At 70.3% G+C, this 25,706-nt stretch carries 25 protein-coding genes; 12 read left to right on the plus strand and 13 right to left on the minus strand.

The genetic code is table 11. The annotated features are described in order from the left end of the window. Positions 1–396, plus strand: a complete 396-nt coding sequence (locus GON04_RS21240) for an SRPBCC family protein (RefSeq protein WP_157399985.1) — start codon at positions 1–3, stop codon at positions 394–396. A gap of 20 nt (positions 397–416) precedes the next feature. On the opposite strand, the gene paaZ is transcribed toward GON04_RS21240, so the two are convergent. The 9 genes from paaZ to GON04_RS21285 form a co-directional block, all read right to left on the minus strand. Beyond that, entirely contained in the window at positions 417–2,465 is a 2,049-nt protein-coding gene (gene paaZ / locus GON04_RS21245; protein ID WP_157399986.1) for a phenylacetic acid degradation bifunctional protein PaaZ, read from the minus strand. Beyond that, complete coding sequence (locus GON04_RS21250; protein ID WP_157399987.1) at positions 2,462–3,109, minus strand: TetR/AcrR family transcriptional regulator; 648 nt, start codon at positions 3,107–3,109, stop codon at positions 2,462–2,464. Before GON04_RS21250 ends, paaZ begins: the two co-directional genes overlap by 4 nt. Beyond that, positions 3,110–4,198: a 1,2-phenylacetyl-CoA epoxidase subunit PaaE gene (gene paaE / locus GON04_RS21255; protein WP_157399988.1), complete on the minus strand. Its 1,089-nt coding sequence runs from the start codon at positions 4,196–4,198 to the stop codon at positions 3,110–3,112. It lies immediately after the preceding gene. A gap of 29 nt (positions 4,199–4,227) precedes the next feature. Next, complete coding sequence (gene paaD / locus GON04_RS21260; RefSeq protein ID WP_338051030.1) at positions 4,228–4,737, minus strand: 1,2-phenylacetyl-CoA epoxidase subunit PaaD; 510 nt, start codon at positions 4,735–4,737, stop codon at positions 4,228–4,230. Further along, positions 4,734–5,504: a 1,2-phenylacetyl-CoA epoxidase subunit PaaC gene (paaC, locus tag GON04_RS21265; RefSeq protein WP_157399989.1), complete on the minus strand. Its 771-nt coding sequence runs from the start codon at positions 5,502–5,504 to the stop codon at positions 4,734–4,736. The genes paaD and paaC overlap by 4 nt, the downstream gene beginning before the upstream one ends. A gap of 46 nt (positions 5,505–5,550) precedes the next feature. After that, the gene (gene paaB, locus GON04_RS21270) at positions 5,551–5,865 is read right to left on the minus strand and encodes a 1,2-phenylacetyl-CoA epoxidase subunit PaaB (RefSeq protein ID WP_157399990.1); all 315 of its coding nucleotides are present in this window, start codon (positions 5,863–5,865) and stop codon (positions 5,551–5,553) included. After that, positions 5,862–6,869 carry a 1,2-phenylacetyl-CoA epoxidase subunit PaaA gene (paaA, locus tag GON04_RS21275; RefSeq protein ID WP_157399991.1) on the minus strand — a complete coding sequence of 336 codons (1,008 nt, stop codon included), beginning with the start codon at positions 6,867–6,869 and terminating at the stop codon, positions 5,862–5,864. The genes paaB and paaA overlap by 4 nt, the downstream gene beginning before the upstream one ends. A gap of 130 nt (positions 6,870–6,999) precedes the next feature. Then, positions 7,000–7,203, minus strand: a complete 204-nt coding sequence (locus GON04_RS21280) for a hypothetical protein (RefSeq protein WP_157399992.1) — start codon at positions 7,201–7,203, stop codon at positions 7,000–7,002. Between the two features lie 11 nt (positions 7,204–7,214). Next, positions 7,215–7,436 carry a hypothetical protein gene (locus GON04_RS21285; protein WP_157399993.1) on the minus strand — a complete coding sequence of 74 codons (222 nt, stop codon included), beginning with the start codon at positions 7,434–7,436 and terminating at the stop codon, positions 7,215–7,217. A gap of 724 nt (positions 7,437–8,160) precedes the next feature. Between GON04_RS21285 and GON04_RS21290 the strand changes: the two genes are divergently transcribed. The 8 genes from GON04_RS21290 to GON04_RS21325 are packed head-to-tail and all read left to right on the plus strand — an operon-like array spanning position 8,161 to position 16,811. Further along, the gene (locus GON04_RS21290) at positions 8,161–9,183 is read left to right on the plus strand and encodes a TRAP transporter substrate-binding protein (protein ID WP_157399994.1); all 1,023 of its coding nucleotides are present in this window, start codon (positions 8,161–8,163) and stop codon (positions 9,181–9,183) included. 1 nt (position 9,184) lies between these two features. Beyond that, on the plus strand, positions 9,185–9,712 hold the full coding sequence (locus GON04_RS21295) for a TRAP transporter small permease (protein ID WP_198349369.1): 528 nt from the start codon (positions 9,185–9,187) through the stop codon (positions 9,710–9,712). Then, the gene (locus GON04_RS21300; protein WP_157399995.1) at positions 9,709–10,986 is read left to right on the plus strand and encodes a TRAP transporter large permease; all 1,278 of its coding nucleotides are present in this window, start codon (positions 9,709–9,711) and stop codon (positions 10,984–10,986) included. The genes GON04_RS21295 and GON04_RS21300 overlap by 4 nt, the downstream gene beginning before the upstream one ends. Positions 10,987–11,006: 20 nt before the next feature. Next, positions 11,007–12,011 (plus strand): TRAP transporter substrate-binding protein, encoded by a 1,005-nt coding sequence (locus tag GON04_RS21305; protein ID WP_157399996.1) that lies wholly within the window; start codon positions 11,007–11,009, stop codon positions 12,009–12,011. A gap of 13 nt (positions 12,012–12,024) precedes the next feature. Further along, entirely contained in the window at positions 12,025–13,899 is a 1,875-nt protein-coding gene (locus GON04_RS21310) for a TRAP transporter large permease (protein WP_157399997.1), read from the plus strand. Between the two features lie 22 nt (positions 13,900–13,921). Continuing rightward, positions 13,922–15,001 (plus strand): LacI family DNA-binding transcriptional regulator, encoded by a 1,080-nt coding sequence (locus tag GON04_RS21315; protein WP_157399998.1) that lies wholly within the window; start codon positions 13,922–13,924, stop codon positions 14,999–15,001. Next, positions 14,998–15,999, plus strand: a complete 1,002-nt coding sequence (locus GON04_RS21320) for an NAD(P)-dependent oxidoreductase (protein WP_157399999.1) — start codon at positions 14,998–15,000, stop codon at positions 15,997–15,999. Before GON04_RS21315 ends, GON04_RS21320 begins: the two co-directional genes overlap by 4 nt. Beyond that, entirely contained in the window at positions 15,996–16,811 is an 816-nt protein-coding gene (locus GON04_RS21325; protein WP_181653698.1) for an amidohydrolase family protein, read from the plus strand. The genes GON04_RS21320 and GON04_RS21325 overlap by 4 nt, the downstream gene beginning before the upstream one ends. Before the next feature lie 183 nt (positions 16,812–16,994). Here the strand turns inward: GON04_RS21325 and GON04_RS21330 are convergent, their stop codons facing one another. The 4 genes from GON04_RS21330 to GON04_RS21345 form a co-directional block, all read right to left on the minus strand. Further along, on the minus strand, positions 16,995–17,162 hold the full coding sequence (locus GON04_RS21330) for a hypothetical protein (protein ID WP_157400000.1): 168 nt from the start codon (positions 17,160–17,162) through the stop codon (positions 16,995–16,997). A 72-nt stretch (positions 17,163–17,234) separates the two neighbouring features. Then, entirely contained in the window at positions 17,235–17,549 is a 315-nt protein-coding gene (locus tag GON04_RS21335) for a hypothetical protein (RefSeq protein WP_157400001.1), read from the minus strand. 58 nt (positions 17,550–17,607) lie between these two features. After that, complete coding sequence (locus GON04_RS21340) at positions 17,608–17,892, minus strand: hypothetical protein (protein WP_157400002.1); 285 nt, start codon at positions 17,890–17,892, stop codon at positions 17,608–17,610. Positions 17,893–18,184: 292 nt separating this feature from the next. Then, complete coding sequence (locus GON04_RS21345; RefSeq protein WP_157400003.1) at positions 18,185–20,083, minus strand: protein kinase domain-containing protein; 1,899 nt, start codon at positions 20,081–20,083, stop codon at positions 18,185–18,187. Positions 20,084–20,427: 344 nt separating this feature from the next. Between GON04_RS21345 and GON04_RS21350 the strand changes: the two genes are divergently transcribed. From GON04_RS21350 to GON04_RS21360, 3 genes are read left to right on the plus strand one after another with little or no spacing between them, the layout of a single operon-like run. After that, on the plus strand, positions 20,428–21,828 hold the full coding sequence (locus GON04_RS21350; protein WP_157400004.1) for an efflux transporter outer membrane subunit: 1,401 nt from the start codon (positions 20,428–20,430) through the stop codon (positions 21,826–21,828). Then, positions 21,815–24,328 (plus strand): FHA domain-containing protein, encoded by a 2,514-nt coding sequence (locus GON04_RS21355; RefSeq protein ID WP_157400005.1) that lies wholly within the window; start codon positions 21,815–21,817, stop codon positions 24,326–24,328. Before GON04_RS21350 ends, GON04_RS21355 begins: the two co-directional genes overlap by 14 nt. Next, on the plus strand, positions 24,325–25,698 hold the full coding sequence (locus GON04_RS21360; RefSeq protein WP_157400006.1) for a beta-barrel domain-containing protein: 1,374 nt from the start codon (positions 24,325–24,327) through the stop codon (positions 25,696–25,698). The genes GON04_RS21355 and GON04_RS21360 overlap by 4 nt, the downstream gene beginning before the upstream one ends. The last annotated feature ends 8 nt before the right edge of the window (positions 25,699–25,706 follow it).

Raw genomic sequence — 25,706 nt, forward strand, 5'->3', positions numbered from 1 at the left:
ATGGCCAGCCTTCGCCACGAGATCGCCGTCGCCGCCGCACCCGCCGCCGCCTGGGATGCGGTGCGCGACTTCGGCGCCCTGCCGACGCGCCTGGTGCCCGGCTTCGTGACCGCCAGCGCGCCGGAGGACGAGGGGGCGGTGCGCCGCCTGACCTTCGCCAACGGCCTGCAGCTGCGCGAGCGCCTGGTGACCTGCGACGACGCCGCACGGCGCCTGGTCTACACCGCCATCGACGGCCGCACCACGCACTACAACGCCGCGGTGCAGGTGCAGGACGCACCCGGCGGCGGCAGCCTGCTGGTGTGGACCGTCGACCTGCTGCCGGACGCGCTGGCGCCGGCCATCGACGCCATGATGGCCCTGGGCACGCAGGCGATGCGGCGCGCACTGGGCTGAGCCGCCCGCGCCCGCGCCGTTCAGGCCCGCTTGGCCACCAGCGTCAGGATGTCGTAGCTGGCCACCAGCTCGCCGTGCTGGTTGGTGACCTCGACGTCCCAGGCCACCACGCCCTGGCCGACGCCCCTGGCGTCCTTGCGGTTGCGGTCGATCTTGCGCTTGGCCGTCAGGCGCGCCCGGATGGTGTCGCCGATGCCCACCGGCTTGACGAAGCGCAGCGTGTCCAGGCCGTAGTTGGCCAGCACCGGTCCCGGCGCCGGCGAGACGAACAGGCCGGCCGCCGCCGACAGCACGAAGTAGCCGTGCGCGATGCGCTGGCCGAACGGGCTGTCCTTGGCGGCCACCTCGTCGAAGTGCATGTAGAAGTAGTCGCCCGAGATGCCGCCGAAGGCCACGATGTCCGCCTCGGTGACCGTGCGCCGGTGCGTCAGCAGCGAGTCGCCGACCGCCAGGTCCTCGAAGTGGCGGCGGAACGGGTGCACCTCGCTCTCGCGCACCCTGGCGCCGCGCACGTGCTCGCCGGTGACCGCCGCCAGCATGGTCGGCGAGCCCTGCACGGCGGCGCGCTGCAGGTAGTGCTTGACGGCGCGCAGGCCGCCCAGCTCCTCGCCGCCGCCGGCGCGCCCCGGGCCGCCGTGCTTGAGCAGCGGCAGCGGCGAACCGTGGCCGGTGGACTCGGCGGCGGCTTCGCGGTCGAGCACCAGCAGCCGGCCGTGGGTCGCCGCGGCGGCCGGCACGAAGCGCGCGGCGACCTGCGGGTCCCGGGTGACCAGCGTGCCGACCAGGCTGCCCTTGCCCTTGGCGGCCAGCACCAGTGCCTGCTCGAGGTCGTCGTAGGCCATCAGCGTGCTGACCGGGCCGAAGGCCTCGATGTCGTGCACCGCGTCGTCGCCCAGCGGGTTGCGGGCGAGCAGCAGCGTGGGCGCGAAGAACGCGCCTTCGGCCACGCCGTCGCCGCGCGGCGCGAAGCCGTCGCGCTCGCCGTGCACGAGCTCGGCGCACGCCAGCAGCGCCTGCACGCGCTCGGCCACGTCGCGCTTCTGGTCCTGCGAGGCCAGCGCGCCCATGCGCACCTCCTCCAGCGCCGGGTCGCCGGCCACCACCCTGGCCAGCCGCGCCTTCAGCCGCGCCGCGACCTCGTCGACGTGCCGGCGCGGGACGATGGCGCGCCGGATGGCCGTGCACTTCTGCCCGGCCTTGACGGTCATCTCGCGCGCGACCTCCTTGACGAACAGGTCGAACTCCTCGTCGGTCGGCTCCACGTCGGGCGCGAGCACCGCCATGTTGAGCGAGTCGGCCTCGGCATTGAACGGGATCGCGTGCCGCACCAGGTTCGGATGCACGCGCAGCTTCGCGGCCGTGTCAGCCGAGCCGGTGAAGGTGACCACGTCGGCGCCGTCCAGGCGGTCGAGCAGGTCGCCGGTGCCGCCGATCACCAGCTGCAGGCTGCCCTCGGGCAGCAGGCCCGACGCCACCATCAGGCGCACCGCCGCCTCGGTGAGGTAGCTGGTCGACGTGGCCGGCTTGCCGATGCAGGGCACGCCGGCCAGGAAGCTGGGCGCGAATTTCTCCAGCAGGCCCCAGACCGGGAAGTTGAAGGCGTTGATGTGCACCGCCAGCCCGCCGCGCGGCACCAGGATGTGGGTGCCGGCGAAGCTGTTCTTCTTGCCCAGCGGGACCGCCGGCCCCTCGTGCAGCAGGTTGCCCGAGGGCAGCTCGTTGGTGCCCACGCCGGCATAAGCGAACAGCGTGCCGGTGCCGCCCTCGATGTCGATCCAGCCGTCGGCACGCGTCGCACCGGTGTGGGCCGAGATCGCGTACAGCTCCTCCTTGCGTTCGCCGAGGAACTTGGCCAGGGCCTTCAGGCGCTCGGCGCGCTGCTGGAAGTCGAGCCGCAGCAGGTTGGGCACGCCGACCCGGCGCGCGTGCTGCACCGCCTCGGCGAAGTCGAGCTTGTCGGCGTGCGTGCTGGCCACCGGCCTGCCGTTCACGGCGCTGCGCAGCGGCTGCGCCGCCTCCCGGCCGACCCAGCGGCCGGCGATGTAGCTCTGGAGGATGGGGGTGGTCATGCGGGTGTCTCCTTCATCGTCCGGCGCGGGGCCGCGGCGGGAAGCTCGGGCACGCGCACGGCACCCAGCCCGCCCAGGAACAGGTCGGCCACGATGGGCGCCATGGCGTCATGGTCGAGCGCGCCGTCCGGCTTCATCCAGGTGAACATCCAGTTGACCATGCCGAACAGCAGCATGGTGAGCGGCTTGTCCAGCGCGGCCTGCTTCAGGTCGGGGCGCAGCGCGCCGACCACGTCGGCGAAGGCGGCCACCACCTCGCGCTGGCGGTCCAGGATGCGCTCGCGGTCGGCGGCGTCCAGGAAGCGCACCTCGCCGGTCAGCACCCAGTGCGCATCCTGCGCGTCGGCGTACTCGGCGACGAAGCGCCGCACCAGCGCGCGCAGGCGGGCGCCGGGCTCCTGCGCCTCGGCGATGGCCTGGGCCACGATGCGCTGCAGGCGCTCGACGTGCGAGTCGGCGATGGAGAACAGCAGCGCGTCCTTGTCGCGGTAGTAGTGGTACAGCGTGGCCTTGGACAGGCCGCAGGCCTCGGCCACCTCGTTCATCGAGGTGGCCGCGTAGCCGCGCAGCGCGAACAGGTGCGCCGCCCGCGCGAGGATGGTCTCGCGCTGGTCGTCGTAGCCGGCGTGGCGTCCCCGGCCCATCTAGCGCTCGTCGAACGACAGCACCACCCGCTCGGTGACCGGGTGGGCCTGGCAGGTGAGGACGAAGCCGGCGGCGACCTCGTTCCTGTCGAGCGCGAAGTTGCGCTCCATGCGGACCTGGCCCTCGACCAGCTTGGCGCGGCAGGTGCCGCAGACGCCCGAGGTGCAGGAGAACGGCACTTCCAGCCCCGCGGCCGACGCGCAGTCGAGGATGCTGGGCTGGTCCTTGGTGAAGGTGATCTCGCGCTGCAGGCCGTCGCGCACGATGACCACCTTGGCCACCTCGGCGTCGCCGGGCCGCGCCTCGTGCATCACCGCGCCGACCGCGCCGGCGGCCTGCTGCGGCACGCCGAAGCGCTCGATGTGGATGCGGTCCTCCGGCACGCCGGCGGCCAGCAGCGCGGCCTCGGCCTCGTCGTTCATCTGGAACGGGCCGCAGACGTAGGCGTGGTCGATCGAGGCGGCCGGCACCACGGTGCGCAGGAACACGCCCAGCTTGTCGCGGTCCATCACGCCCATGTTGAGCGGCGTGTCGGCGTGCTCGTCGGAGAACACGTGGTGCAGCACCAGCCGCGTCATGTGGCGGTCCTTCAGGTCCTCCAGCTCCTCCTTGAACATGGTGGAGCGCAGGCTGCGGTTGCCGTACACCAGGGTGAAGCGGCTGCCCGGCTCGCGCGCCAGCACCGTCTTCATGATCGACAGGATGGGCGTGATGCCGCTGCCGCCCGCGATGCCCAGGTGGTGGCGCCGCGCGCCGGCCTCCAGCGGCACGAAGAAGCGCCCCTGCGGGGCCATCACGTGGATGGTGTCGCCGGGCTTGAGCGACTCGTTGATCCAGTTGGAGAACACGCCCCCGCGCACCTTGCGCACGCCGACCCGCAGCTCGCCCTCGTCCACGCCGGCGCAGATGGAATACGAGCGCCGCAGGTCCTGCCCGTCGATGTCCTTGCGCAGGGTGAGGTACTGGCCCTGGGTGAAGCCGAACACCGGCTGCAGCGACTCGGGCACGTCGAACGTGACGACCACGGCCTCGGGCGTGTCGGGCGTGACGCGGCGGACGGTCAGGGGGTGGAAGAGAGGTGTGGTCATGGTGCTCGGCTGCGACCGGGAGTCCGCAATCAGATCGGCTTGAAATACTCGAACGGCTCCAGGCAATCCAGGCAGCGGTACAGCGCCTTGCAGGCCGTCGAGCCGAACGCCGAGGTGCGTTCGGTGTGCGCACTGCCGCAGCGCGGGCAGGCGATGGCGGGCTGGCGGCGCACGATGCGGACGGGCTGGTAGCCCTCGGCGTCGGCGGGCCCCGGCGGGGCGATGCCGTACTCGTGCAGCTTGCGCCGGCCTTCGGCACTGATCCAGTCGGTGGTCCAGGCCGGCGCGCGGCGCAGGGTGGCCCGCGCCGGTCCCAGGCCCTGGGCATGCAGGGCGTCCAGCACGCCGCGCTCGATCACCTCGGTGGCCGGGCAGCCGGAGTAGGTGGGCGTGAGCACCACCTCCAGCTCGGCGCCGTGGTCGACCACGTCGCGCACGATGCCCAGGTCGCGCACCGACAGCGCCGGCACCTCGGGATCGGGCACCTCGTCCAGCGCCGCCCAGGCGCGCTCGACACGGCTGGCGAGGACGGCGCTCACCACACGCCGCCCGGGTAGGCGCGCTGCAGGTACTGCATGTCGGCCAGCAGGTAACCCATGTGCTCGCTGTGCACGCCGCGCTTGCCGCCGGAGCGGAAGGTCGAGGCCGCGGGCAGGTCGACGCCGGCCTCGCCGAGCAGCGCATGCATCTCGGCTTCCCAGGCATCGACCAGCTCGCTCCAGCGCGGCCCCAGGCCGGTGTGCGCGGCATGGTCCTCGACGGCGTCGGAATCGAACAGCTCGGCGCTGTAGCGCCACAAGAGCTCGACCGCGGCGCCCATCCGGCGCGCGGACTCGTCCGTGCCCTGCCCCAGCCGCACGACCCAGTCGGCCGCGTGCTGCTGGTGGTAGCGCGCCTCCTTCAGGGCCTTGCCGGCGATGGCGGCGAGCTCGGCGTCGCTGGAGTGGCGCAGCTCGTCCCACAGCAGGCGCAGGAAGGTGGCCATCATGGCGTTGCGCAGCACCGTCACGGCGAAGTCGCCACGCGGCAGCTCGACCAGCGTGACGTTGCGGTAGTCGCGCTCGTCGCGCAGGAAGGCGAGCTGGTCCTCGTCGTGCCCGGCGCCCTCGAGTTCACCGGCGCGCGTGAGCACGGCGCGCGCCTGCCCGACCAGGTCGAGCGCCATGTTGGCCAGGGCGATGTCCTCCTCCAGCACGGGCGCATGGCCGGTCCACTCGGCCAGCCGCTGCGCCAGCACCAGCACGGTGTCGCCGATGCGCAGCAGGTACTGGACGGCCGGGTCGTTCTTGATCGCGATCGATTGCATGGTCAGGTGCTGGCGCGGTTGAGAGAGTGCCTTGCCGCCGAATTCTTTACATGTGGTCGACCGAGCCGGGCAACTTGTAGAAGGTCGGGTGGCGGTACACCTTGTCCTCGGCCGGGTCGAAGTACATGTCCTTGTCGCCGGGGTCGCTGGCGACGATGTGGTCCGAGCGCACCACCCACACGCTGGTGCCTTCCTGGCGGCGCGTGTAGACGTCGCGCGCCATCTGGATCGCCATCTTGGGGTCGGCGGCGTGCAGGCTGCCGCAGTGCTTGTGGTCGAGGCCGCTCTTGCTGCGCACGAAGACTTCCCACAGCGGCCATTCGCCGCTGGAGGGCGTTGCGCTCTTGTCCGACGTGTTCATGCCGCCTCCTGCAGCGGTGCTGCCTGCTTCGCCGCGTACGCCAGCGCCGCCTCGCGCACCCAGGCGCCCTCGTCCCAGGCCTTCACCCGGGCGGCCAGGCGCTCCCTGTTGCACGGGCCATGGCCGTTGACCACGTTCCAGAACTCGTCCCAGTCGATCGTCCCGAAGTCGTGCGACTGGCGCTCCTCGTTCCACTTCAGCTCGGGATCGGGCAGCGTGACGCCCAGCACCTTGGCCTGTTCGGCCGCGGCGTCGATGAAGCGCTGGCGCAGCTCGTCGTTGCTCACGCGCTTGATGCCCCAGCGCATCGACTGCGCGCTGTTGGGCGACTGGTCGTCGGGCGGGCCGAACATCATGATGGAAGGCCACCACCAGCGATCGACCGCGTCCTGCACCATGGCCTTCTGCGCCGCGGTGCCCCGCTCCATCATCGTCAGCAGGCTCTCGAATCCCTGGCGCTGGTGGAAGCTCTCCTCGCGGCAGATGCGGATCATGGCGCGCGCATAGGGGCCGTACGAACAGCGGCAGATCGGCACCTGGTTCATGATGGCCGCGCCGTCGACCAGCCAGCCGATCACGCCGACGTCGGCCCAGGTCAGCGTGGGGTAGTTGAAGATCGAGCTGTACTTGGCCTTGCCGGTGTGCAGCGCGTGCAGCATCTGGTCGCGCGAGGTGCCCAGGGTCTCGGCCGCCGAGTACAGGTACAGCCCGTGCCCGCCCTCGTCCTGCACCTTGGCCAGCAGGATGGCCTTGCGCTTGAGCGTGGGGGCGCGGCTGATCCAGTTGCCCTCGGGCAGCATCCCCACGATCTCCGAGTGCGCGTGCTGGCTGATCTGCCGCACCAGCGTCTTGCGGTAGTGCTCGGGCATCCAGTCCTTGGCCTCGATGAACTCGCCGCCATCGATGCGGGCGTCGAACCGTTCCTGCAGCTTGAGCTCGTCGGCCGACTGCAGGGGCTTGCGCCCCTCGTCCTTGCCCATGGTGTCCATCGCCTGCGTGTACATGCCACCTCCTCGGTCAAATTCACCGACCGCTCGGTCGATAATAGACCAGGACCGGTGGCGCGGGCAAGCGCGACGGCGGCGGCGCGGCGACGGCGCAGCGATGCCGTGGCCCGCCGCGCGGTCGCGGGCGCTAACGGCCGGACGGCTTGGCGCGATCGACCTCGGCCAACCAGTCGGCGCCCGAGCGCCACAGCGGCGTCTCGGCCGGCGCCGGATAGGGGTTGACGGCGACTGCGGTCGGCCCGCCATCGATGCCGGACGTTCCGTTGCAGGCAGCCAGCAGCGGTGCGGCCAGGAGCAGGGCCGCGATGCGGCGCAGGGGCTGGAGGTTCACGGTGCAGCCTTTCAGAACACGCGATCGGTGGCGACGACGATGTCGCCGTCGGCGGTCATGGCGATCCCGCCGCCCAGGTCCAGGGTGACGGGATCGAAGCCGCCGCCACCGCAGGCCGCCAGGCTGGAGGCGAGCACGCAGGCGCAGGCCACGCGCCGGCGCCGCGCCCGCACCGCACGCTGCTGAACCGGCGCCGGCGTGGCGCGATGCGACGAAGCGAAGCGGTGGGCCATGGCTCCCCCGGACACGATGGTCGCAGTCCACGCCCGTGGGCCACGGTCTCGCAGTATGGAGGGCGCGGCAACATTTACAACCGCGCGATCCGGGCACGCGACGAACGCGCGCGGGCCACGTGCTGACAGCCCAGTTCACGGCGGCGACGACGCAGCCTTCGAGCGCCAGAGCCGCGGCCCACGGCCAAACGCGCTGGCCGGCAAACGAATTCAAACCGATTCCACGCAGGCGGCAACCCATTGGCGAACCGGTCCCCTGGGATGGGGACCGGGATGAAACCAACAGGAGAACGACCATGGCGAACTACCGGATCGGGCGGATGGCCCTCCACCTCATGTGCATCGTGCGCGGCAGCGACTTCCGCATGCACATGGCGGGCGTGATGCGGGAACTGCAGGGCATCTGAATGCCTGCAGGCACCCCGCCCCGCCGCAGCTTGCGGATCACCGGCGCCAGCACATCGGGCGTTCCGGCCGGCAAGTCGGCGGCGCCCAGCGACATGGGAGCGCTGCCGAGTTCCGCCTTGGCCATCGACAGTCGTCGTGCCGGGCGCGACCCGGCATCCAACTCCGGAACCAGGCCGCCCCGGAGGGCGATCGGAAGATGGATTGCCGGTCGAGCCCGCCATGACGACGGGAACAGGGAAATCCCTTATCTGATGGTCTGTGCATCGTTACACTAAATCGGTACAGTAAATCGGTACACCTCTTGAGGAGCACCGATATGACGCCGATTCGCCGCCGCCGCTTCCTGCAGGCCACCGCCTCGTCCATCGCCTGCGTCGGCGTTCCGCTCGCAGCGCGTGCCCAGGCCACGCTCGCGCTGCGCTTCTCCTCCTCGATGACCGCCGACGACAACGCCGCGCACTATGTCTGGTACCAGCGCATGGCCGCCAACCTCAGGAACCAGGTCGGCGAGGCCATCAGGCTGGATTACTTCCCCAACAACCAGCTGGGCAAGGAGAGCGACGTGGTGCAGCAGGTCAAGGTGGGCGCCATCGACATGATGGTGACCGGCTCCTCGATCTGGGCCACGGTGCTGCCCGAGATCGGCATGCTGGACCTCGGCTACATGTTCGACAACTACGGGCACATGGCCAAGGTGGCCGAAGGCGGCGTGGGCAAGTCGCTCAACGACATGCTGCAGCAACGCGCCGGTTGCACCATCCTCACCTGGGCCTCCCACTTCGGCCCGCGCAACGTCTACACCAAGCAGCCCATCAAGTCGCTGGCGGACATCAAGGGCGTGAAGCTGCGCGTGCTGCCCACGCCTGCCTTCATCGAGACCTTCAAGATCATGGGCGCCATCCCCACGCCCATCCCCTTCGGCGAGCTCTACATGTCGGCGCAGACCGGCGTGGTGGATGGCTTCGAGCACGATGCCGGCACGGTGCTCGCCAGCAAGCTGAACGAGGTCACGAAGTCCTGCTGGCAAACCGAGCATCTGTTCAGCCCGATGGTGGTGGTGATCGGCCGCCGCAGCCTGGACAAGATCCCGGCGCCGCTGCGCGCGGGCTTCATGAAGGCGGTGGCCGAGAGCACCGGGCAGCAGCGCGTGATCGCCGCCGACAAGGCCACGGCCGCGATCGAGGACCTGAAGAAGAAGGGCATGACCTTCTTTCCGATGTCGGCCGCCGACCGGGCGGCGGTGCGCAAGGAGATGGAGGCCCGCCTCTGGGCCGACTTTGCCAGGCAGTTCACGTCGACCGCGCCGCTCTTCGCCGCCATCAACGCCGCCCGCGCCTGACATGGCCGTCCTGGACCGCTGGCTGGCCCGCGCCGTGGAGGGCGTGCTGGCCTTCCTCATGCTCGGCATGGTGCTGATGGTGTTCGGCAACGTGGTCCTGCGCTACGCCTTCAACTCCGGGATCCTGTTCTCCGAGGAGATGTCGCGCGTCTTCTTCGTCTGGATGACCTTCGTGGGCGCCATCGTCGCGGTGCGCGAAGGCACGCACCTGGGCATGGACAACGTGGTGCAGCGCCTGCCGCGCGCCGGCAAGGTGCTGTGCCTGGCGGCGAGCCAGCTGCTGGTCCTCGCCTGCTGCGCCATCCTGTTCTGGGGCACCTGGCGCCAGCACGAGGTGAATGCCAGCATGCGGGCGCCGGTCACCGGCCTGTCGCTGATCTGGGTGTTCGGCCTGGGTTATGTCTGCAGCGTCGCCATCGGCGGCCTGACGCTGGCCAGCCTGTGGCGCCTCGCGCGCGGCCAGATGGCAGAAGCCGAACTGGTGCAGGTGCGTGAGACCGATGAGCCTGCGGTGGGGGCGAGCGCATGACGGTCGCCGCCTTCACCTTCTCGCTGCTGGGCGCCATGGCGCTGGGCATGCCCATCGCCTTCGCTCTCCTGGTCTGCGCCGCCGCGCTGATGCTGGCGCAGGGCCAGTGGGACGCCACCATCCTGTCGCAGAAGCTGTTCGAGGGGGCCGACAGCTTTCCGCTGCTGGCCATTCCCTTCTTCATGCTGGCCGGCGAGCTGATGAACGCCGGCGGGATCTCCCGGCGCATCGTCAACTTCGCGCTGGCCTGGGTGGGCCACATCCGCGGGGGCCTGGGCTTCGTCGCGGTGTTCGCGTCGGTGATGATGGCCGCCATCTCGGGCAGCGCCGCCGCGGACACGGCGGCCATCGGCACGCTGCTCATCCCGCTGATGCGCGAGGCCGGTTACAACGTGCCCCGCTCGGCTGGGCTGATTGCGGCCGGCGGCGTGATCGCGCCGGTGATCCCGCCATCGATCGGCTTCATCATGTTCGGCGTCATCGCCAACGTGTCCATCGGCAAGCTGTTCCTGGCCGGCTTCTTTCCCGGCATCCTGATGGGCGTGTCGCTGGCGATCGCCTGGCAATGGGTCGCCCGGCGCGACCAGGTCGCCGTGCTGCCGCGCCAGAGCTGGGGCGCGCGGCTGCGGGCCGGCTGGGACGGCGTCTGGGCGCTGCTGATGCCGGTGGGCATCGTCGCGGTGCTCAAGTTCGGCATCTTCACGCCGACCGAGGCCGGGGTCGCCGCCTGCGTCTATGCCTTCCTGATCGGGACGCTGGCCTATCGCGAGCTGCCGCTGCGCCAGCTCTACCCGCTGCTGGTGGCGGCCGCCAAGAGAACGGCCGTCGTCGTGTTCCTGATCGCGGCGGCGCTGGTGTCGGCCTGGCTGATCACCGCATCGGACGTGCCGGAGCAGATCGCCGCCATGCTGCGCCCCTTCATGGGCGACAGGACGCTGCTGATGTTCGTGATCATGGTGCTGGTGGTCATCGTCGGCACCGCGCTGGATTTCGCGCCCACGGTGATGATCCTCACGCCAGTGCTGATGCCGGTGATCAAGGAGGCGGGCATCGACCCCGTCTACTTCGGCGTGCTCTTCATCATGAACAACGCCATCGGCCTGATCACGCCGCCGGTGGGCATCGTGCTCAACGTCATCTGCGGCGTGGCCCGCATCCCCATGACCGATCTGGTCCGGCACCTGTGGCCTTTCCTCTGGGCCGAACTGATCGTGCTGCTCCTGCTCGTGCTGTTCCCCTCGCTCGTGATGGTGCCGCTCAGGTGGCTGATGTGACTCTCAACCGGAGACATGCAATGAAGACCCGCCTCGCCGTCGTCGCGCTGGCCGCCCTGGCCGCGCTCGCCCTGCCTGCCCAGGCCCAGTTCCAGGATCGCAGCCTGCGCCTGTCGGTGCCGGTGCCCAAGGAGCACCCCATGGGCCAGGGGGCCCGCACCATGATCGCCTGCGCCGCCGAGAAGAGCGGCGGCAAGCTGAAGGTCAACCCCACCTACGACGGCGCGCTCGGCAACGACGTGGCCGCGACGCAAAGCGCGCGCTCGGGCACGCTGGACATGTACATCACGTCCACCGCGCCGCTGGTGGGCGTGCTGCCCTCCATCGGCGTGTTCGACCTGCCGTTCCTCTTCTCCAACGAGAAGGAGGCCGACGCGGTGCTGGATGGCAAGGCCGGCGCCTACTTTTCCGAGAAGCTGATGGGCGTGGGCCTGGTGAACCTTGCCTGGTGGGAGAACGGCTTCCGCCACGCGACCAACTCCAAGCACCCGATCCAGCGGGCCGAGGATTTCCAGGGCGTGAAGATGCGCGTGATGCAGAACAACATCTTCATCGACACGTTCAGGACCCTGGGCAGCAACGCCGTGCCGATGGCGTTCTCGGAGGTGTACTCGGCGCTGGAGACCAGGACGGTGGACGGCCAGGAGAACCCTTTCGCCAACATCGAGAACAGCAAGTTCTACGAAGTGCAGAAGTACCTCACGCTGACCAAGCACGCCTACAGCCCGCTCGCGGTGCTGATGTCGAAGAAGACCTGGGATGGGCTGTCGCCGCCCGAGCGGGCAGCGATGATGGAATGCGCCGCCAAGGGCCGGGACGACGAGCGCCGGATCAACCGCGAATCGGCCGCCGCCAGCCTGGCCAACCTCAAGTCCAAGGGCATGCAGGTCAACGAGATCAGCCCGGCCGAGATGCAGCGCATCCGCGACAAGGCGCAGGTGGTCTACCAGACGCACGCCAAGTCGATCGGCGACGAGGCCATGAACCTCGTGTCCGGCGAACTCAAGCGCATCCGGGGACAGTAGTCCACCCACCCGCATGTCCGTCGACACCACCCTGCCCGCCTGGGGCTTCCGGCACGACACGCAGCCCGGCCGCTGGCTGGCCCGTCTCACGCAGGCCATGGAATGGCTGGCCGCGGCGGTGCTGGCGGCCGACGTGCTGGTGGTGTTCCTGTCGGTCGTCTACCGCTACTTCCTGCACGACCCGGTGGACTGGGCCGAGGAAGCGGCGCGCGCCCTCATGATCGTGCTGGTCTTCTTCGGTGCGGCCACGGTGCTGGCGCGCAGCCAGCACGTCGGCGTCGACTTCTTCCGGCAGATGCTGCCTGCGTCCTGGCATCCTGCGATGGTGCAGGTCGGACACTGGATGATCGCCTTCGTCTCGGCCAGCCTGCTCGTCTCCTCCGTGCTGCTGCTGGCCGACTCGTACAGCCAGACCACGCCCCTGGGCCTGCCGCAATGGCTCTACGTGTACCCGGTGGTGGCGGGCAGCCTGTTCATGACCCTGTTCGCGGTGGCGAACGCGGTGAACGCGCCGGCACGCCTCGTGTGGCTCACGCTGGTGGCCAGCGCACTGCTGCTCGGTGCGGTCTACGCCTGGAACGCGCTGGCGCCTTCGCATGCGATTCCGCGCGGGCTGCTGCTGGCTGCAGGCTTTTTCACCGGCCTGGTGGCCGGTGTGCCGATCGGCTTCGTCCTCGCGTTCTCCTCGCTGCTGTACTTCCTCTCGGACCCGTCCCTGCCGATCCTGGTGTACTCGCAGCAGGTGATGGCGGGCAGCGACCACTTCGTGTTGCTGGCCATCCCCTTCTTCGTGCTGGCCGGCCTGTTGATGGAATCGAACGGCATGTCCTCGCGCCTGATCGAGCTGCTGCTGCGCGTGTTTGGCCGCGTACGCGGCGGGCTGGGGCTCATCACGATCACGGCAACGGCCTTCTTCTCCGGCGTCTCGGGATCGAAGCTGGCCGACGTCGCCGCCGTGGGCGGCATCGTGATGCCGGCCGTGCGCCGCACCCGGCAGGATCCGAACGAGGCCGCGGGCCTGCTGGCCAGCACCGCCGTCATGGCCGAGACCATCCCGCCCTGCATCAACATGATCATCATGGGCTTCGTCGCCAACATCTCCATCGCGGGGCTGTTCATGGCGGGCCTGCTGCCGGCGGTCGTGATGGCCGTCGCGCTGGCGACGCTGGCGGTGATCGTCGGCCGCAAGATCGATCCCGATGAGGCCTTCCCGCAGCGCCGCCCGCTGCTGCGCCTGCTGGGCGGTGCGCTGGTCGCGATCCTGATGGTCGCCATGATCGGCAAGGGCGTGGTGTCGGGCATCGCCACCTCGACGGAAGTCTCGGCCTTCGCCGTCGTGTACGCGCTGGTCGCGGGCGGGCTCGCGTTCCGCGAGCTGAGCCTGAAGTCCATCGCGCAGCTGTTCGTGAAATCGGCGTCGATGGCCGGCAGCATCCTCTTCATCGTGGCGGCGGCGTCCAGCCTGTCGTTCGCGCTCACCATCGAACAGGTGCCGCAGGCGATGTCGGCCACCATGGTGGCCTTCGCGCAGCACTGGGGCAGCACGATGTTCCTGCTGCTGGCGGTGCTGCTGATGGTGGTGTTCGGCGCGGTGCTGGAGGGCGCGCCGGCGCTCATCATCTTCGGTCCGCTGCTCACGCCGATCGCGGCGCAGCTGGGCGTCCATCCGCTGCACTTCGGCACCGTGATGGTCATTGCAATGGGCCTGGGCCTGTTCGCCCCGCCCGTCGGCCTGGGCCTGTTCGCGACCTGCGCGCTGACCGGCACGCAGGTCAAGGACGTGGCCCGGCCCATGTTGAAATACCTGCTGGTGCTGGCACTGACGCTGGTGCTGCTGGCGCTGGTTCCCTCCTTCTCCCTGTGGCTGCCGAACCGGCTCGGCCTGTAGTTGCTTCGAAGAATTCCGATCTATGCCCACCATCCAGGACGTCGCTCTCCATGCCAAGGTATCCGTGAGCACGGTGTCCAACGTGCTGAACGGTCGCACCGACCGCATGCGGGCCGAGACGCTGGCCCGCGTGGAAGCGGCCATTGCCGAGCTGCAGTTCCGCCCCAGCAAGCTGGCGCAGCAGCTCAAGACCGGGCAGACACCGCTGCTCGGCCTGCTGGTGCCCTCGATGACCAACCCCATGTACGGCTACATCGCGCGCGAGATCGAGAGCTACGCCCAGGAGCACTTCGGCTATCGCCTGCTGATCGGCAGTACCTACCGCGACCGCGACAAGGAAAGCGCCTTCTTCGAGGACCTGTCGGCGCAGGGCGTGCGGCGCGTCATCGTGATCTCCTCGCTGGCCGACGAGCGCCACTTCGAGTCGGCGGTGGAACGCGGCATGACCGTCGTCAGCTACGACCGCGGCGCCACCCCCGGCAAGCTGTCCCGCGTCGGCCACGTCATGCCCGACAACTTCGAGGCCGCGCGCATCGCCACGCGCCACCTCATCTCCCACGGCCACGAGCGCCTGGCCTTCGCCACGGTGGCCGGCATGACCATGAGTCGCAGCGCCAAGATCGACGGCTTTCATGCGGCGGCCGAAGAAGCCGGCCTGAAGGGCAAGGTGCTGGACGGCGGCCCGCTCGACGAATACGGCGATGCCGTGATCGCCGAGGTGGGCCGTGCCACGGCCCACCAGATCGCCGCGCTGGGCCAGCGACCCACCGGCATCGTCGCCCTCAACGACCTCATGGCCATGGGCCTGATGGCCGGCCTGCGCGAAACGGGCCTGGAGGTGCCGCGCGATGTTTCCGTGGTCGGCATCGACGGCCTGTACCTGTCGGGGCTGAGCAACCCGGGACTCACCACCGTTCCCTTGCCGGTGAAGACCATGGCCCGCGCCATGGTCGAGCGCGCCATGCGCGCCGACGCGCCGCCCGAGTCCGCCGAGAGCGACCAGGTCTTCGCGCCCGAGCCGTTGGTACAACGCGAGTCGGTCGCGGCGCCCCCGGACCGGCAGCGAGCGGCCAGGGTCCCCGAAGAGGGCACCGCTTCATGAACGTGGTGTTCGTCAGCCACCCTGCCGACCGGCTGGAGCAGTATTTCGGCCCCCGGGCCGTGCGGGCGCTTCATGCCATCGCCGAGGTCCGCTACAACGCCAACGCCCGCGAGCTGGGCACGCAGGAGCTGGTCGACGCCGCGCGGGATTGCGACGCGATCATCGCCTACCGCCAGACGCCGGCGCCGCGCGCGCTCTTCGCGGGACTGCCGAAGCTGGCCGCCTTCCTGCGCTGCGCAGTGGACATCCGCACCGTGGACATCGCGGCAGCCAGCGAATTCGGTGTGCTGGTCACGCAGGCCTCGGCGGGCTACGTCGCCGCCGTCACGGAATGGATCGTCGCGATGATGGTGGACCTGGCGCGCGGCATCGCCGGCTACACCCGCGACTACCGGCAGGGCAGCGCCCCCACGCCCGTGATGGGGCGGCAGCTGCGGGGCGCGACGCTGGGCGTGATCGGCCACGGCCAGATCGGCAGCGACCTGGTGCGCGTCGCGCTGGCGCTGGGCATGGACGTCCTGGTCAACGATCCTCAGCCCGTGCCCGCGCAGCCAGGCTTGCAGCAGGTTGATCTCGGCACGCTGCTCTCCGGGTCGGACTTCGTCGTGTGCCTGGCTCCGGCCAACACCGACACCGATCGGCTGATGAACGCCGAGGCCTTCGCGGCGATGAAGCCGCAGGCCTTCTTCATCAATGCCTCGCGCGGCGAACTGGTCGACGACGCGGCGCTGCTGCACGCGCTGGACCGGGGTCAGCTCGCGGGTTGCGCCGTCGATGTGGGACGCGCGCCGGACCAGATGCCTTCGCCGGCCGTGGCGCGGCATCCGCGCGTGCTGGCGACACCGCACATCGGCGGGCTCACATTGCCCGCGATCGAGCACCAGGCGCTGGAGACGGTGATGCAGTTCAGCGCATTGAAGAACGGCCAACTGCCGCCCGGCGCCGTCAATGCCGATCGCGCCACCCGCTGGCAACACTGGCACGAGGCGGTGAAGTGAACACGCCCCTCGGCATCGACGGCGCCTGCGACTGCCACATCCACGTCTTCGAGGAAACACGGCCGCTCGCACCTACCGCGACCTTCACGCCGCCCCATGCGCCCGCGCCCGAATACGCGCGGGTGCGCGAGGCGCTGGGGCTGTCGCGCGTCGTCGTGGTCCAGCCCACCGGCTACGCCTTCGACAACGACTGCACGCTGCAGGCCATGAAGACGCTGGGCCCGGGCGCGCGCGGCGTGTGCGTCGTCCCGCACGACACGGCGGATGCCGAGTTGCAGGCCCTGCACGACGTCGGCGTCCGCGGCGTGCGCTTCATGATGCTCGCCGGCGGCGTGCTGCCCTGGGAAGCGCTGGCCCCGACGGCAGCGCGCATCGCGCCCTTCGGCTGGCACATCAACCTGCAGCTCGATGGTCACGAGCTGCCACGACACGAAGCCCTGCTGCGCCACCTGCCCTGCCGTTTGGTGATCGACCACATCGGCAAGTTCCTCGGTCCGGTGAGCACGCACAGCGAGGGTTTCGCGAGCCTGCGGCGCCTGATCGACGCAGGCCATGCCTGGGTCAAGCTGTCCGCGCCGTACGAATGTTCGCGGGCGGGCCCGCCGGGCTACGACGACATCGCACCCCTGGTGGAAACGCTCGCGGCAGCCCATACCGAACGCTGCCTGTGGGCGAGCAACTGGCCGCACCCCAACATCCACCCGACGCCTTCGAGCCAGGACCTGCTGGCGTGGGCACTGGCCCGCATGCCCGGCGATGCCGCGCAGCGCCGCATCCTGGTGGACAACCCAGCCCTGCTGTACGGGTTCTGAAAGCCCTCGCGGTCGCGACTCCGTCATGCCGGACCTGACCCGGCATCCATCTCCGGAACCAGGCCGCATCCGAACCGCGATTGGGGGATGGATTGCGGGTCTACCTCCTATGACGGGCAGGTGGACCGACCCGGCGCGCCGGGGAGCAGGCTTTCGAGCCCGTCCCAATCGCCGTCATGACGTTCAGCTGGCAAAGAAGTGGATGGTCGCCCCGATCCGGGGGCTATAGGACAGGAAGGCGCAATAGGCCCCGAAGACCCACGGCGCGCAGACTGCGCCCCGGATGAACGACATCGCCTTGAACCCCAGGGCGCGGCCCAGCGGCAGGTCCGTGATGGTCGTGGTGCTCATGGTGATTTCTCCAGGAAGCTGCGCCTGGGACCGGGTGGGGTCGGCAGCGACCCCACCCTGCCCGCAGCGTTGTCAGCGACGGGGCCTGCGGGGGCCGGCGGGACCCGGCACGCCGCCCAGGCCCAGGCCGACGAGCAGCGCATCGACGTTCGACGCGGTGTTCGTGTTCGAGGCGTCCTGGTCGAACGTGTTGTCGGACTGGATGTTGACCGGTCCACCGCAAAAGGCGGAGCCGTTGCCGATGTTCGCCGCGGAGAACATGGCTTGGGCGTTCGACTGGCTCGTGCCGACGGCCTGGTTGTCCTGGCCGCCGTGCACGGCGCTCATCGCCTCGCGGTCGAGATCGGTGCTGGTCGACAGGTCCTTGATGGTCAGGGGGGTGTTCATGGGATGCCTCGCTTGAAGGAAATGGGTGGAGTCAGGGTGGTGGGATGGAAGGGACTTCTCAGCAGCGGTCCTTGCCGAGCAGGGCCGCCAGGAACAGTTCCTTGTTGGAGGCCTTGTTCGAGTTGTCGGCGTCCTGGCCGAAGGTGTTGTCCGACTGGATGATCACGGGGGAGTTGGCCCCGACGACCATGCCGTTGCCGACGTTTGCCGCAGCCAGCATGGATTGCAGGTTCAACTGGCTCGTGCCGATGGCCTGGTCGTCGGCGCCGCCGCGCACGGCCGCCATGGCCTTGCCGTCGAGTTCCTTGCTGCTGGACAGATCGCTGATGTGGAGGGTGGTCATGTCGTTTCTCGCTTGAAAAAGAGTTGAGGGAGGGTGGTGGTGCACTTCACGAGGGAAGGCGTCTATGAGTTGCGGCGGGCGCTGTTTGGGTTCACGGGAAATCGAGCTGAATTCGCTCCGGTTGCCCGGCCCCGTCTCCCGCCTGTCGCGGCGCAAGCGAGCCGCGCGCAGCTGGCAACCCGTGGCAGGGCGTCGATGTCGATCGCCATGCGGTGCAAGCGAGCGCGGGGCGCACGCCTGCACGTGCGCCCCGCGCTCCCGGTTCGGCCGCGTCAGGCCGGCGCCGAGCGGACTACTTGAACTGAACCACGAAGCTGGCTTCGGCCAGCTCGTCGGCGCCCATGCGCGCAAAGGCGCTTCGCACCTCGCCGAGCGAGCCGACGGGCAGCTTCTCGAAGTCGGTGCCGACCACCTGGGGCGGCAGCTGGTCGACGGGATCACGGGCGCCCGCGAAGCAGGCAATCGTCTCCGTCACCTTGCGTGTGTTGGCCAGGATCTCGAACCTCATCGGGCCGGGGATCTCCAGCGGCTCGGCCGCCGTCACCAGGGCGCTCGTGCGGAAGCGGTTGGGATGGAAACGCACGATGCGCTGGGCCTCGTCCTGCAGGTAGCAGTAGACGTGCGCATCGTGGCTGGTGACCACCCGCAGCCGCACGCGCTCGCCCGGCTGGTAGCGGCCATCGGATCCCAGGGGAGCGATGGTCAGGGCGCGCGGCACGGCGGTGGCGACCTGCGCCGGCGGCTGTGCCGCCTGCAGGGGCGCAGGCGCGACGGTTTCCGGCGCGGCGGGTCCCGGCTCGGCCGCCCTGCCACCCTCGACCGGGGCTGCCGGCTGAGGCGCGACGGCCTGCGCCGCCCCGGCGGCAGGCGCCGCGTGTTGCTCCGTGCGCGTCGTCAGGACGAGCGCGCCGGCCGCCAGTGCGGCCAGTGCCAGGGCGATGCCGGCGGCGCGGCGACCGAGCTTCGGCAACTTGCGCCGCGCCGTGGCCGCAGGCACCGGTCGCACCAGGGTTGCCGCAGCCGCCAGGTCCTCCTCTGCCCCGCGTGCCGCCGCGCCTTCCGGCTCTCCTTGCCGATGGCCCAGCGCGGGATTCACGGCCGTTCTCGACAGGGTCGTCGCGGCGGGCGCCGCGCGGGCCGGCCGTTGCGTCGCCACCGCCGCGCCAGAATCGACGCCGGCGAGCGCACGCGAAAACTCGGCCACGGTCTGGAATCGGGCGGACGGATCCTTCTGGAGCGCCCGCATCACCGCGGCCTCCACCTCGGTCGGCACGTCGGGGGCGAGCGCGCGCAGCGGCGGCGGCGCCTGCTCCAGCTGGGCCTTCATCAGCGCGAGGTCGGTGTCGGCGTCGAACGGCGCCCGGCCGGCCAGCATCGTGTACAGCACGATGCCGAGCGAATAGATGTCGGAACGGACGTCGGCGTCTGCGCCACGGATCTGCTCGGGCGACATCGCCTTGGCCGTGCCCGCAACCTGCCCGACGCGCGTGAGGTGCTCGTGGCAGTCGATCGCGCGGGCGATGCCGAAGTCCATGACCTTCACCGCGCCGCTGTCGGCCACCATGATGTTCGCCGGCTTGATGTCCCGGTGCACGATGCCGTTGCGGTGGGCATGCTCGATGCCGTCGAGCGCCCGCCGGAAGATGCCCAGCGCCCGCGCGACGGGCACCGGGCCGCCGGAGCGAACGAACTCGTCGAGCGAGATCCCGGCCACGAATTCCATCACCATGAACTGCTTGTCGCCTTCGTGCAGGAAGGCATGGACGGTGGCGACATTGGGGTGGCTGAGCTGTGCGTGCAGCCGCGCCTCGCGGCTGAAACGTGCGACGAAGAGCGGGTCGCACGCGAACTCGGGATGCAGCACCTTGATCGCGACCTCGCGCTTGAGCACCTCGTCGACGCCCTTGTACACCGCGCCGACGCCGCCCTCCCCGAGCCGCTTCGTGATGAGATAGGGGCCGACACGGCTGCCGACCAGGGAGCGCTCTGCGGCCGGCCGGGCTGTCGCCAGCCGCGGATCGGCGCCGTCGGATGCACCGCCGGGCTGCATGTCCCTGTCCTGGGCATTGCCCGCCCGAAATCGCGTCGTCAAGGTCGACAGATTCATCTTCACTCCTGCAGCAAGCCCATCAGGCAGCACGGTCCTGTCGGCAACAGGCGATGGGTTGCCGCTTCCGGCCAGGCGGTTCACTGTTTCCGGCGAGCTGCTCGACCGCGCGGCCGGCCCCGCCGCGCTACCGGGCTGCGCACGCCCGTGCACGATAGGACAGCGGGCTTCGCTGCGCCAGTTTCGGTTGTTGCCCGGACGCCCGTTGACAGCCAATCGCGTCCTGCATAAGTTTGCAGCGCCCCCGAGCGTCGACTCGCGACCTTCGCCCTCACCAGGGCGCACCGCGGCGAGCTGAAACCGGCATGAACCGTTTGAGTGCCGGTCGCAACTCAGGGTGCCGACAAGCTCCTGGCAGCGATGCGAGAGCGCGAATCCCGCGCCAGGAGATCCCGCCGGCAAGGTTCGATTCTTGAGCAGGGGGCGCAATGAGGCAGACCATTCTTCTCTCCGGCTTCTGTGCGGCACTTCTGTGCGGTTGCGCGGACGTCCGCATCACCGAATACCAGCGCCCGGAGGCACCCGACAAGCCGTCCTGGTCCCGCCCTTCCGGCACCACCCCCGTGTCCGCTGCCGACACGATTTCGACCCAGTGGTGGACGGAGTTCCGCGATCCCTACCTGGACTCGCTCGTGGCCAGGGCGATCGCGGGCAGCTTCGACCTGAAGATCCTGGCGGCCCGCATCGACGTGGCCAACCTGCAGATCGCCGAGGCCGGCGCGGGCGGCAAGCCGACGGTGGACATCGGCGCCGGCGCCAACATCGAGAAGTCGACCGGGCAGCGCACGAGCAAGCAGTACAGCGTGGGCGCCCAGGTGAACTGGGACATCGATGTCTGGGGCAAGTACGCCAAGGGCGTCCAGGCCCAGACCGCCGAGTTCAACGCGACCGAGGCGGACTGGCGCGCCGGCTACCTGACGCTGGCCTCCAGCGTCTCGACCACGTACTTCCAGATCCGCCTGTTCGACGAGCAGCTCGAGGACCAGCAGCGCGCGCTGACCCGGAGCCAGCAGATCCTGGCCATCTTCGAGACGATGCGCAGCAACGGCCTGGTGCCCACCACCCAGGTCCAGCGCCAACGAGCGGAAACGGCCCGGCTCACCAAGGACCTGCTGGAGCTGCGCCGCCTGCGCGACGTCTCCGAGAACGCGCTGGCCACCCTGGTCGGGGTGCCGGCCGGACAGCTCAAGGTGCCCGTGGGCCGCCTCCAGGACCGGGTGCAGCTCCCCACCGTGCCCACCGGACTGCCGTCGCAGTTGCTGGCGCGGCGGCCCGACATCGTCGCGGCCGAGTTCCGCGTGCTTGCCGCCCATGACCTGATGGGGCAGGCGAAGCTCGAACAGTTGCCATCCATCGGCCTGACCGGGCGCGGCGGCTCGGCCAGCTTCGCGCTGAGCGACCTGCTCAAGTCCTTCACGTTCGGGCTCGCGCCGAGCATCAACATCCCCGCGCTCAATCCCGGCATCAAGGCGCGCGCCAAGACCAGCGAGGCGCAGGTGAAGGTCGCCGAGCAGGAATACCGCCGCACCGTGATCGCCGCGTTCGAGGACGCAGAGAACGCGCTGGTGAACCTCGACGCCCACCGCCAGCAGCGCGAACAGCTCCAGCTGCAGGTCAAGGAGCTTCGGCAGGTCGGGGCCAGCAGCACGACGCAGCTGGCGGCCGGGCTCATCTCGCAGCTCGAGGTGTTCGAGAACGAACGCTCGCTGCTTGCGGCCGAGCTGGCGCTGCTCGCGAGCCACCAGCAGGTCCTCTCCGACACGGTCACCCTCTACAAGGCGCTGGGTGGCGGCTGGGCGCCCGTGGAGGTCGCGAATGCCCGCCGCTGACAGTGCACTGCAGCGCGAGGCGCCTCCGGCTGCCCCGGAGGCGCCGACGGGCAGTGCGCAGGACATTGTGCTCAAGCCGCTGTCCCGACCCGAGCTGGGCGACATCCGCGTGGACGGCGTGCTCGCCGTGGGGCGCGCCGAGCAGCCTTTCGCGACCTTCCGGGACGACACGGTCGTCTCCCTGTCGCGCCGGCACGCCAGGCTCTTCTGCGAGGCCGGCGAGGTCTACGTGGCCGACCTGGGCAGCAGCAACGGCACGACCGTCAACCGCGCCGCGGTCGGCCCATCACCGCATCGGCTGCGCGACGGCGACGAGATCTGCTTCGGCGGCGTGCTGTCGTACCGGGTGCAGATCGGCCCGCGCACCAAGGCGCGGCCGGATGCGTTCACCCTGACGCTCGCGCCCGCCGCCGAGGGGAAAGGCCTGGAAACACTGGTCATCACGCGCTTTCCCTTTCTCGTCAGCAAGACCGAGGGCGCGTTCTCCCAGCAGCGCGGCGAGCATGCCGCGCAGTTGAGCTACCTGTCGCGGCGGCACGCGCACATCTTCCTCAAGGGCGGACGCGCCTGCATCGAGGACCTGGGAAGCACCAACGGCACCTTCGTGGACGGGCTGCGCCTGCAGGAGTGCGCGGTGCCCCTGCAGGACGGCGCCCTGCTCGCCTTCGGGGGGGACCACTTCACCTACCGGGTGGGCGTCACGCAGGCCGCCGGGCTCGACCTGCCCCAGCCGCGCGAGCTGGCCGAGCCGGCCGAGCCGACCCGGGCGGGCCAGGCGCAACCCGCCGACAACCGCTCCTCCGCAGCCGGCGGCAAGACCACGTTCGTGGCGGCGCCGACCTCCTTCCTCGACATCTTTTGCGTCGAGAACGCCCTCGACGAGAGCGCCGAAGGCAGCCGCCCGACGGTGCCCGCCGTCGCCGAGCAGGCACCCGGCCGCCGCCCGCGCCGGCGCGCGGCGGCGCTGTGGTCCGAGCTCGCCTCGGTCTTCCAGGGCCACGACGAAGGCGGGACCAGGCGCGGCCCCTGGCGGGCCGTGGCGCTGGTGGCGGTCCTGGCCGCGGCGGGCACCGCGCTGTACTGGTGGGACGCGCCCGATCGCCAGCTCAAGGACCTGGTCGCCAGTGGCGACTACGCACAGGCCGCGCTGGTGGCGGACCGGTCGCTGGAGCAGCGCCCGGACGATGCGCAGCTCAAGGCGCTGTCCATCGAGGCCGCCCTCAAGGCGAACGTGCCGGCCTGGCTCGCCAAGGTGGCGGCGCGCGACTTCGACGGCGCCGGCGCCGTGACCGCCGCCATGTCCCGGCTCGGCGTGCGCAATGCCGAGCTGCGGCCGCTCGTGGCGGAACTGGAGTGGCTGGGCCAGCTCGAACGGCTGGTCAACCAGCGCGGCGGGCCGGACCAGCCGATCCGCATCTACGCCGACGAGGACGCCATCGCCGCCCTCATCGACCGCTGGAACAACGACACGCGCGAGCACCAGCGCGCCCTGGCCCGCATCGCGTCGTACGTGCCGCAGTTCGGCGCCCCCTACGCCGAGGCCCTGACCCACGTGCGCAAGCTGCAGAGCGAGGCCAGCGTGCACCTGGGGGTGATCGAGCGCCTGAAGACCACCATCGTCGCCGAGCTCAAGCGCGACCGGCCGGAGGCGCTGGACCCCGTCCTGAAGGAGGTCGCGGCGAAGTATCCCGGCCTCGGCGGGCTGGACAGCGTGCGCCAGGACCTGAACCGGTATCTCGAGATCCGGTCGGAAGCGCGCGCCGGACGGCCCGGCCGGTTGTTCGCGCTGGTGCTCAAGGGCCGCTTCGCGACGCCACCGTTCCAGGAGCGCTTCGATGCGCTGGCCGCGAGCGGGCAGCTGCCGCCGGCCGAGGCGGTCCGCCAGTACGAAGCCGCCACCCGGGCGTGGAAAGAGGGCCAGGCCGACTCGTCGCTCGAGGGTCTGCGGCAGATGGCCGCCGGGCCCTGGGCCGCAGCGGTCCAGAGGGAGGTGGAGCGCCGCCAGGCCGTCCTCACCCGGTTCGCGGCGCTGCAGGCAGCGCGCGGCGCCAGCGGCTATGCGGACCAGTTGCTGGCGTTCCGCCTCGCGCTGGACCCCGAGGAAGACGCTCACTTCGCGCGCGCCACGCAGGCGGACCTCGACCAGAACAAGGACAAGGTGCTTGCGCGGGCCCAGGACACCGTGAGCCGGGCGCGGCTGGCGTGGCAGGACTACCGCGGCCAGGGCGGCATCGAAGCCTCGCAGCGCAGCGAGATCGCCGTCTCGGGCCCGTTCCGCGCCCGGGCCCGCCTGCTCGCCGACGCCAACAGCTACTCGCAACAGGCCCTGCAGATGCATGCGCAGCTGGGGGCCGCCCCGCCGGAGGGCCTGGCCACGCTCCACGCCGAGATCAAGGCCGAGATGGATCAGCAGCGCACGGCCTTGCGCGAGCTGCGCAACGTGCTCGAGCCGGACCTCCTCAAGAGCAAGCTGGCACTGCTGGGAGACCCTGAGCGATGACGCACCCCAACCATCTCAAGCCCCTGAACCAGGCGCTCGCCGACCACAGCAGCGAGGGCATCGCGATCCTCACCGCGGAGCCTGCGCGCGCGCTCGGCGCCGTGGTCCTGGCCATGATCGCCCTGGTGCTGTGTGCGCTGGCCTGGTCGTTCTTCGGCAAGGCCAACGTGATCGTCGCCGCGCAGGGCGTGCTGCAGCCCGACTCGGAGGTCCGGCGCATCTACGCGCCGGTCGACGGCGAGCTGGCCAACCTCTACATCGCCGCCGGCCAGCCGGTGTCCAAGGGCGACGTCCTGGCCCGGCTCAATGCCCGGGGCGCGATCGAGGCCGCGAGCAACGCGCTGCAGGCCCAGCTCAAGCTCGAGGAGGCGGAGCGCGAGCTGCAGCAGTTTCCCGAGAAGAAGGCGCTGCTCGAGCGCAAGGCGGCGACGCTGCGGCAGGCGCTGGAGCTCGAAAAGCAGCAGCACGAACAGCGCATCGCCCTGGGGACGACCAAGCTGGAAGAGGTGCACCGGGCGCAGCAGAACGAATCGCGGACCAACGTGGAGGACGCCCGCCGGGCGCGCGACGCGGCCAAGGCCGAAGCGGACAAGTTCGAGCGCGTGTTCGCCACGACGGGCGGAGGCGGCGTGTCGCAGCTGCAGGTCGAGAGCAAGAAGAACGCCTTGCTCGCGGCGGAGAACTCCCTGCGCGTGGCCCAGGCGCGGGTCGGGGAAGTGGGCGCCCGGCAGGCCCAGGAATTCGCGCTGGCCCGGGCCCGGGTGGAGGCCAGCGGCCAGGAGCTCAACAGGCTGCGGGTGGAGTACGAGGGCGCCACGAACGAGCTGACCAACGCCGAGGAAAAGATGCGGCTGAAGCTGCAGACCGCGCGCCTGGTCGCCGACGCCGCGACCCGCATCCGCTTCGAGAACATCGACAAGGAGAACTTCCTGCTCGTCGTCGCGCCGGTGTCCGGCGTCATCACCGAGGTGGCGACCACGCAGCCCGGAGACAAGGTCCAGGCCAACATGCCGCTGGGCGGGATCGCCCCGAGCAATGCACGCGCCGTCCTCCAGGTCGAGATCGCCGAGCAGGACCGCGCCTTCCTGCGCGAGGGCCTTCCGGTCAAGCTCAAGTTCAGTGCCTTCCCGTACCAGCGCTACGGCCTCATCAACGGCACGCTGGAATACATCTCCCCCGCCACCCGGCCGTCGCAGCAGACCAAGCAGCTGGCCTACGAGGCCCGCGTGACGCTGGAGCGCGACCACTACCTCGTCGCCGACAAGAAGTACCCGCTGCGCTACGGAATGACGGCCACGGCCGAAGTCATCGTGCGCGAGCGGCGCCTGATCGACCTCGCGCTGGATCCGTTCCGGCAGGTCGCCGGCTGAGATCCGCC

Source organism: Ramlibacter pinisoli, from assembly GCF_009758015.1.
Classification (GTDB): Bacteria; Pseudomonadota; Gammaproteobacteria; order Burkholderiales; family Burkholderiaceae_C; genus Ramlibacter; species Ramlibacter pinisoli.

Excerpts from the sequence above, each read along its gene's own strand:
- GON04_RS21240 (WP_157399985.1), top strand. The coding sequence starts at position 1 with ATGGCCAGCCTTCGCCACGAGATCGCCGTCGCCGCCGCACCCGCCGCC.
- paaZ (WP_157399986.1), bottom strand. The coding sequence starts at position 2,465 with ATGACCACCCCCATCCTCCAGAGCTACATCGCCGGCCGCTGGGTCGGC.
- GON04_RS21250 (WP_157399987.1), bottom strand. The coding sequence starts at position 3,109 with ATGGGCCGGGGACGCCACGCCGGCTACGACGACCAGCGCGAGACCATC.
- paaE (WP_157399988.1), bottom strand. The coding sequence starts at position 4,198 with ATGACCACACCTCTCTTCCACCCCCTGACCGTCCGCCGCGTCACGCCC.
- paaC (WP_157399989.1), bottom strand. The coding sequence starts at position 5,504 with ATGCAATCGATCGCGATCAAGAACGACCCGGCCGTCCAGTACCTGCTG.
- paaB (WP_157399990.1), bottom strand. The coding sequence starts at position 5,865 with ATGAACACGTCGGACAAGAGCGCAACGCCCTCCAGCGGCGAATGGCCG.
- paaA (WP_157399991.1), bottom strand. The coding sequence starts at position 6,869 with ATGTACACGCAGGCGATGGACACCATGGGCAAGGACGAGGGGCGCAAG.
- GON04_RS21285 (WP_157399993.1), bottom strand. The coding sequence starts at position 7,436 with ATGGCCCACCGCTTCGCTTCGTCGCATCGCGCCACGCCGGCGCCGGTT.
- GON04_RS21290 (WP_157399994.1), top strand. The coding sequence starts at position 8,161 with ATGACGCCGATTCGCCGCCGCCGCTTCCTGCAGGCCACCGCCTCGTCC.
- GON04_RS21295 (WP_198349369.1), top strand. The coding sequence starts at position 9,185 with ATGGCCGTCCTGGACCGCTGGCTGGCCCGCGCCGTGGAGGGCGTGCTG.
- GON04_RS21300 (WP_157399995.1), top strand. The coding sequence starts at position 9,709 with ATGACGGTCGCCGCCTTCACCTTCTCGCTGCTGGGCGCCATGGCGCTG.
- GON04_RS21305 (WP_157399996.1), top strand. The coding sequence starts at position 11,007 with ATGAAGACCCGCCTCGCCGTCGTCGCGCTGGCCGCCCTGGCCGCGCTC.
- GON04_RS21310 (WP_157399997.1), top strand. The coding sequence starts at position 12,025 with ATGTCCGTCGACACCACCCTGCCCGCCTGGGGCTTCCGGCACGACACG.
- GON04_RS21315 (WP_157399998.1), top strand. The coding sequence starts at position 13,922 with ATGCCCACCATCCAGGACGTCGCTCTCCATGCCAAGGTATCCGTGAGC.
- GON04_RS21320 (WP_157399999.1), top strand. The coding sequence starts at position 14,998 with ATGAACGTGGTGTTCGTCAGCCACCCTGCCGACCGGCTGGAGCAGTAT.
- GON04_RS21330 (WP_157400000.1), bottom strand. The coding sequence starts at position 17,162 with ATGAGCACCACGACCATCACGGACCTGCCGCTGGGCCGCGCCCTGGGG.
- GON04_RS21335 (WP_157400001.1), bottom strand. The coding sequence starts at position 17,549 with ATGAACACCCCCCTGACCATCAAGGACCTGTCGACCAGCACCGATCTC.
- GON04_RS21340 (WP_157400002.1), bottom strand. The coding sequence starts at position 17,892 with ATGACCACCCTCCACATCAGCGATCTGTCCAGCAGCAAGGAACTCGAC.
- GON04_RS21350 (WP_157400004.1), top strand. The coding sequence starts at position 20,428 with ATGAGGCAGACCATTCTTCTCTCCGGCTTCTGTGCGGCACTTCTGTGC.
- GON04_RS21355 (WP_157400005.1), top strand. The coding sequence starts at position 21,815 with ATGCCCGCCGCTGACAGTGCACTGCAGCGCGAGGCGCCTCCGGCTGCC.
- GON04_RS21360 (WP_157400006.1), top strand. The coding sequence starts at position 24,325 with ATGACGCACCCCAACCATCTCAAGCCCCTGAACCAGGCGCTCGCCGAC.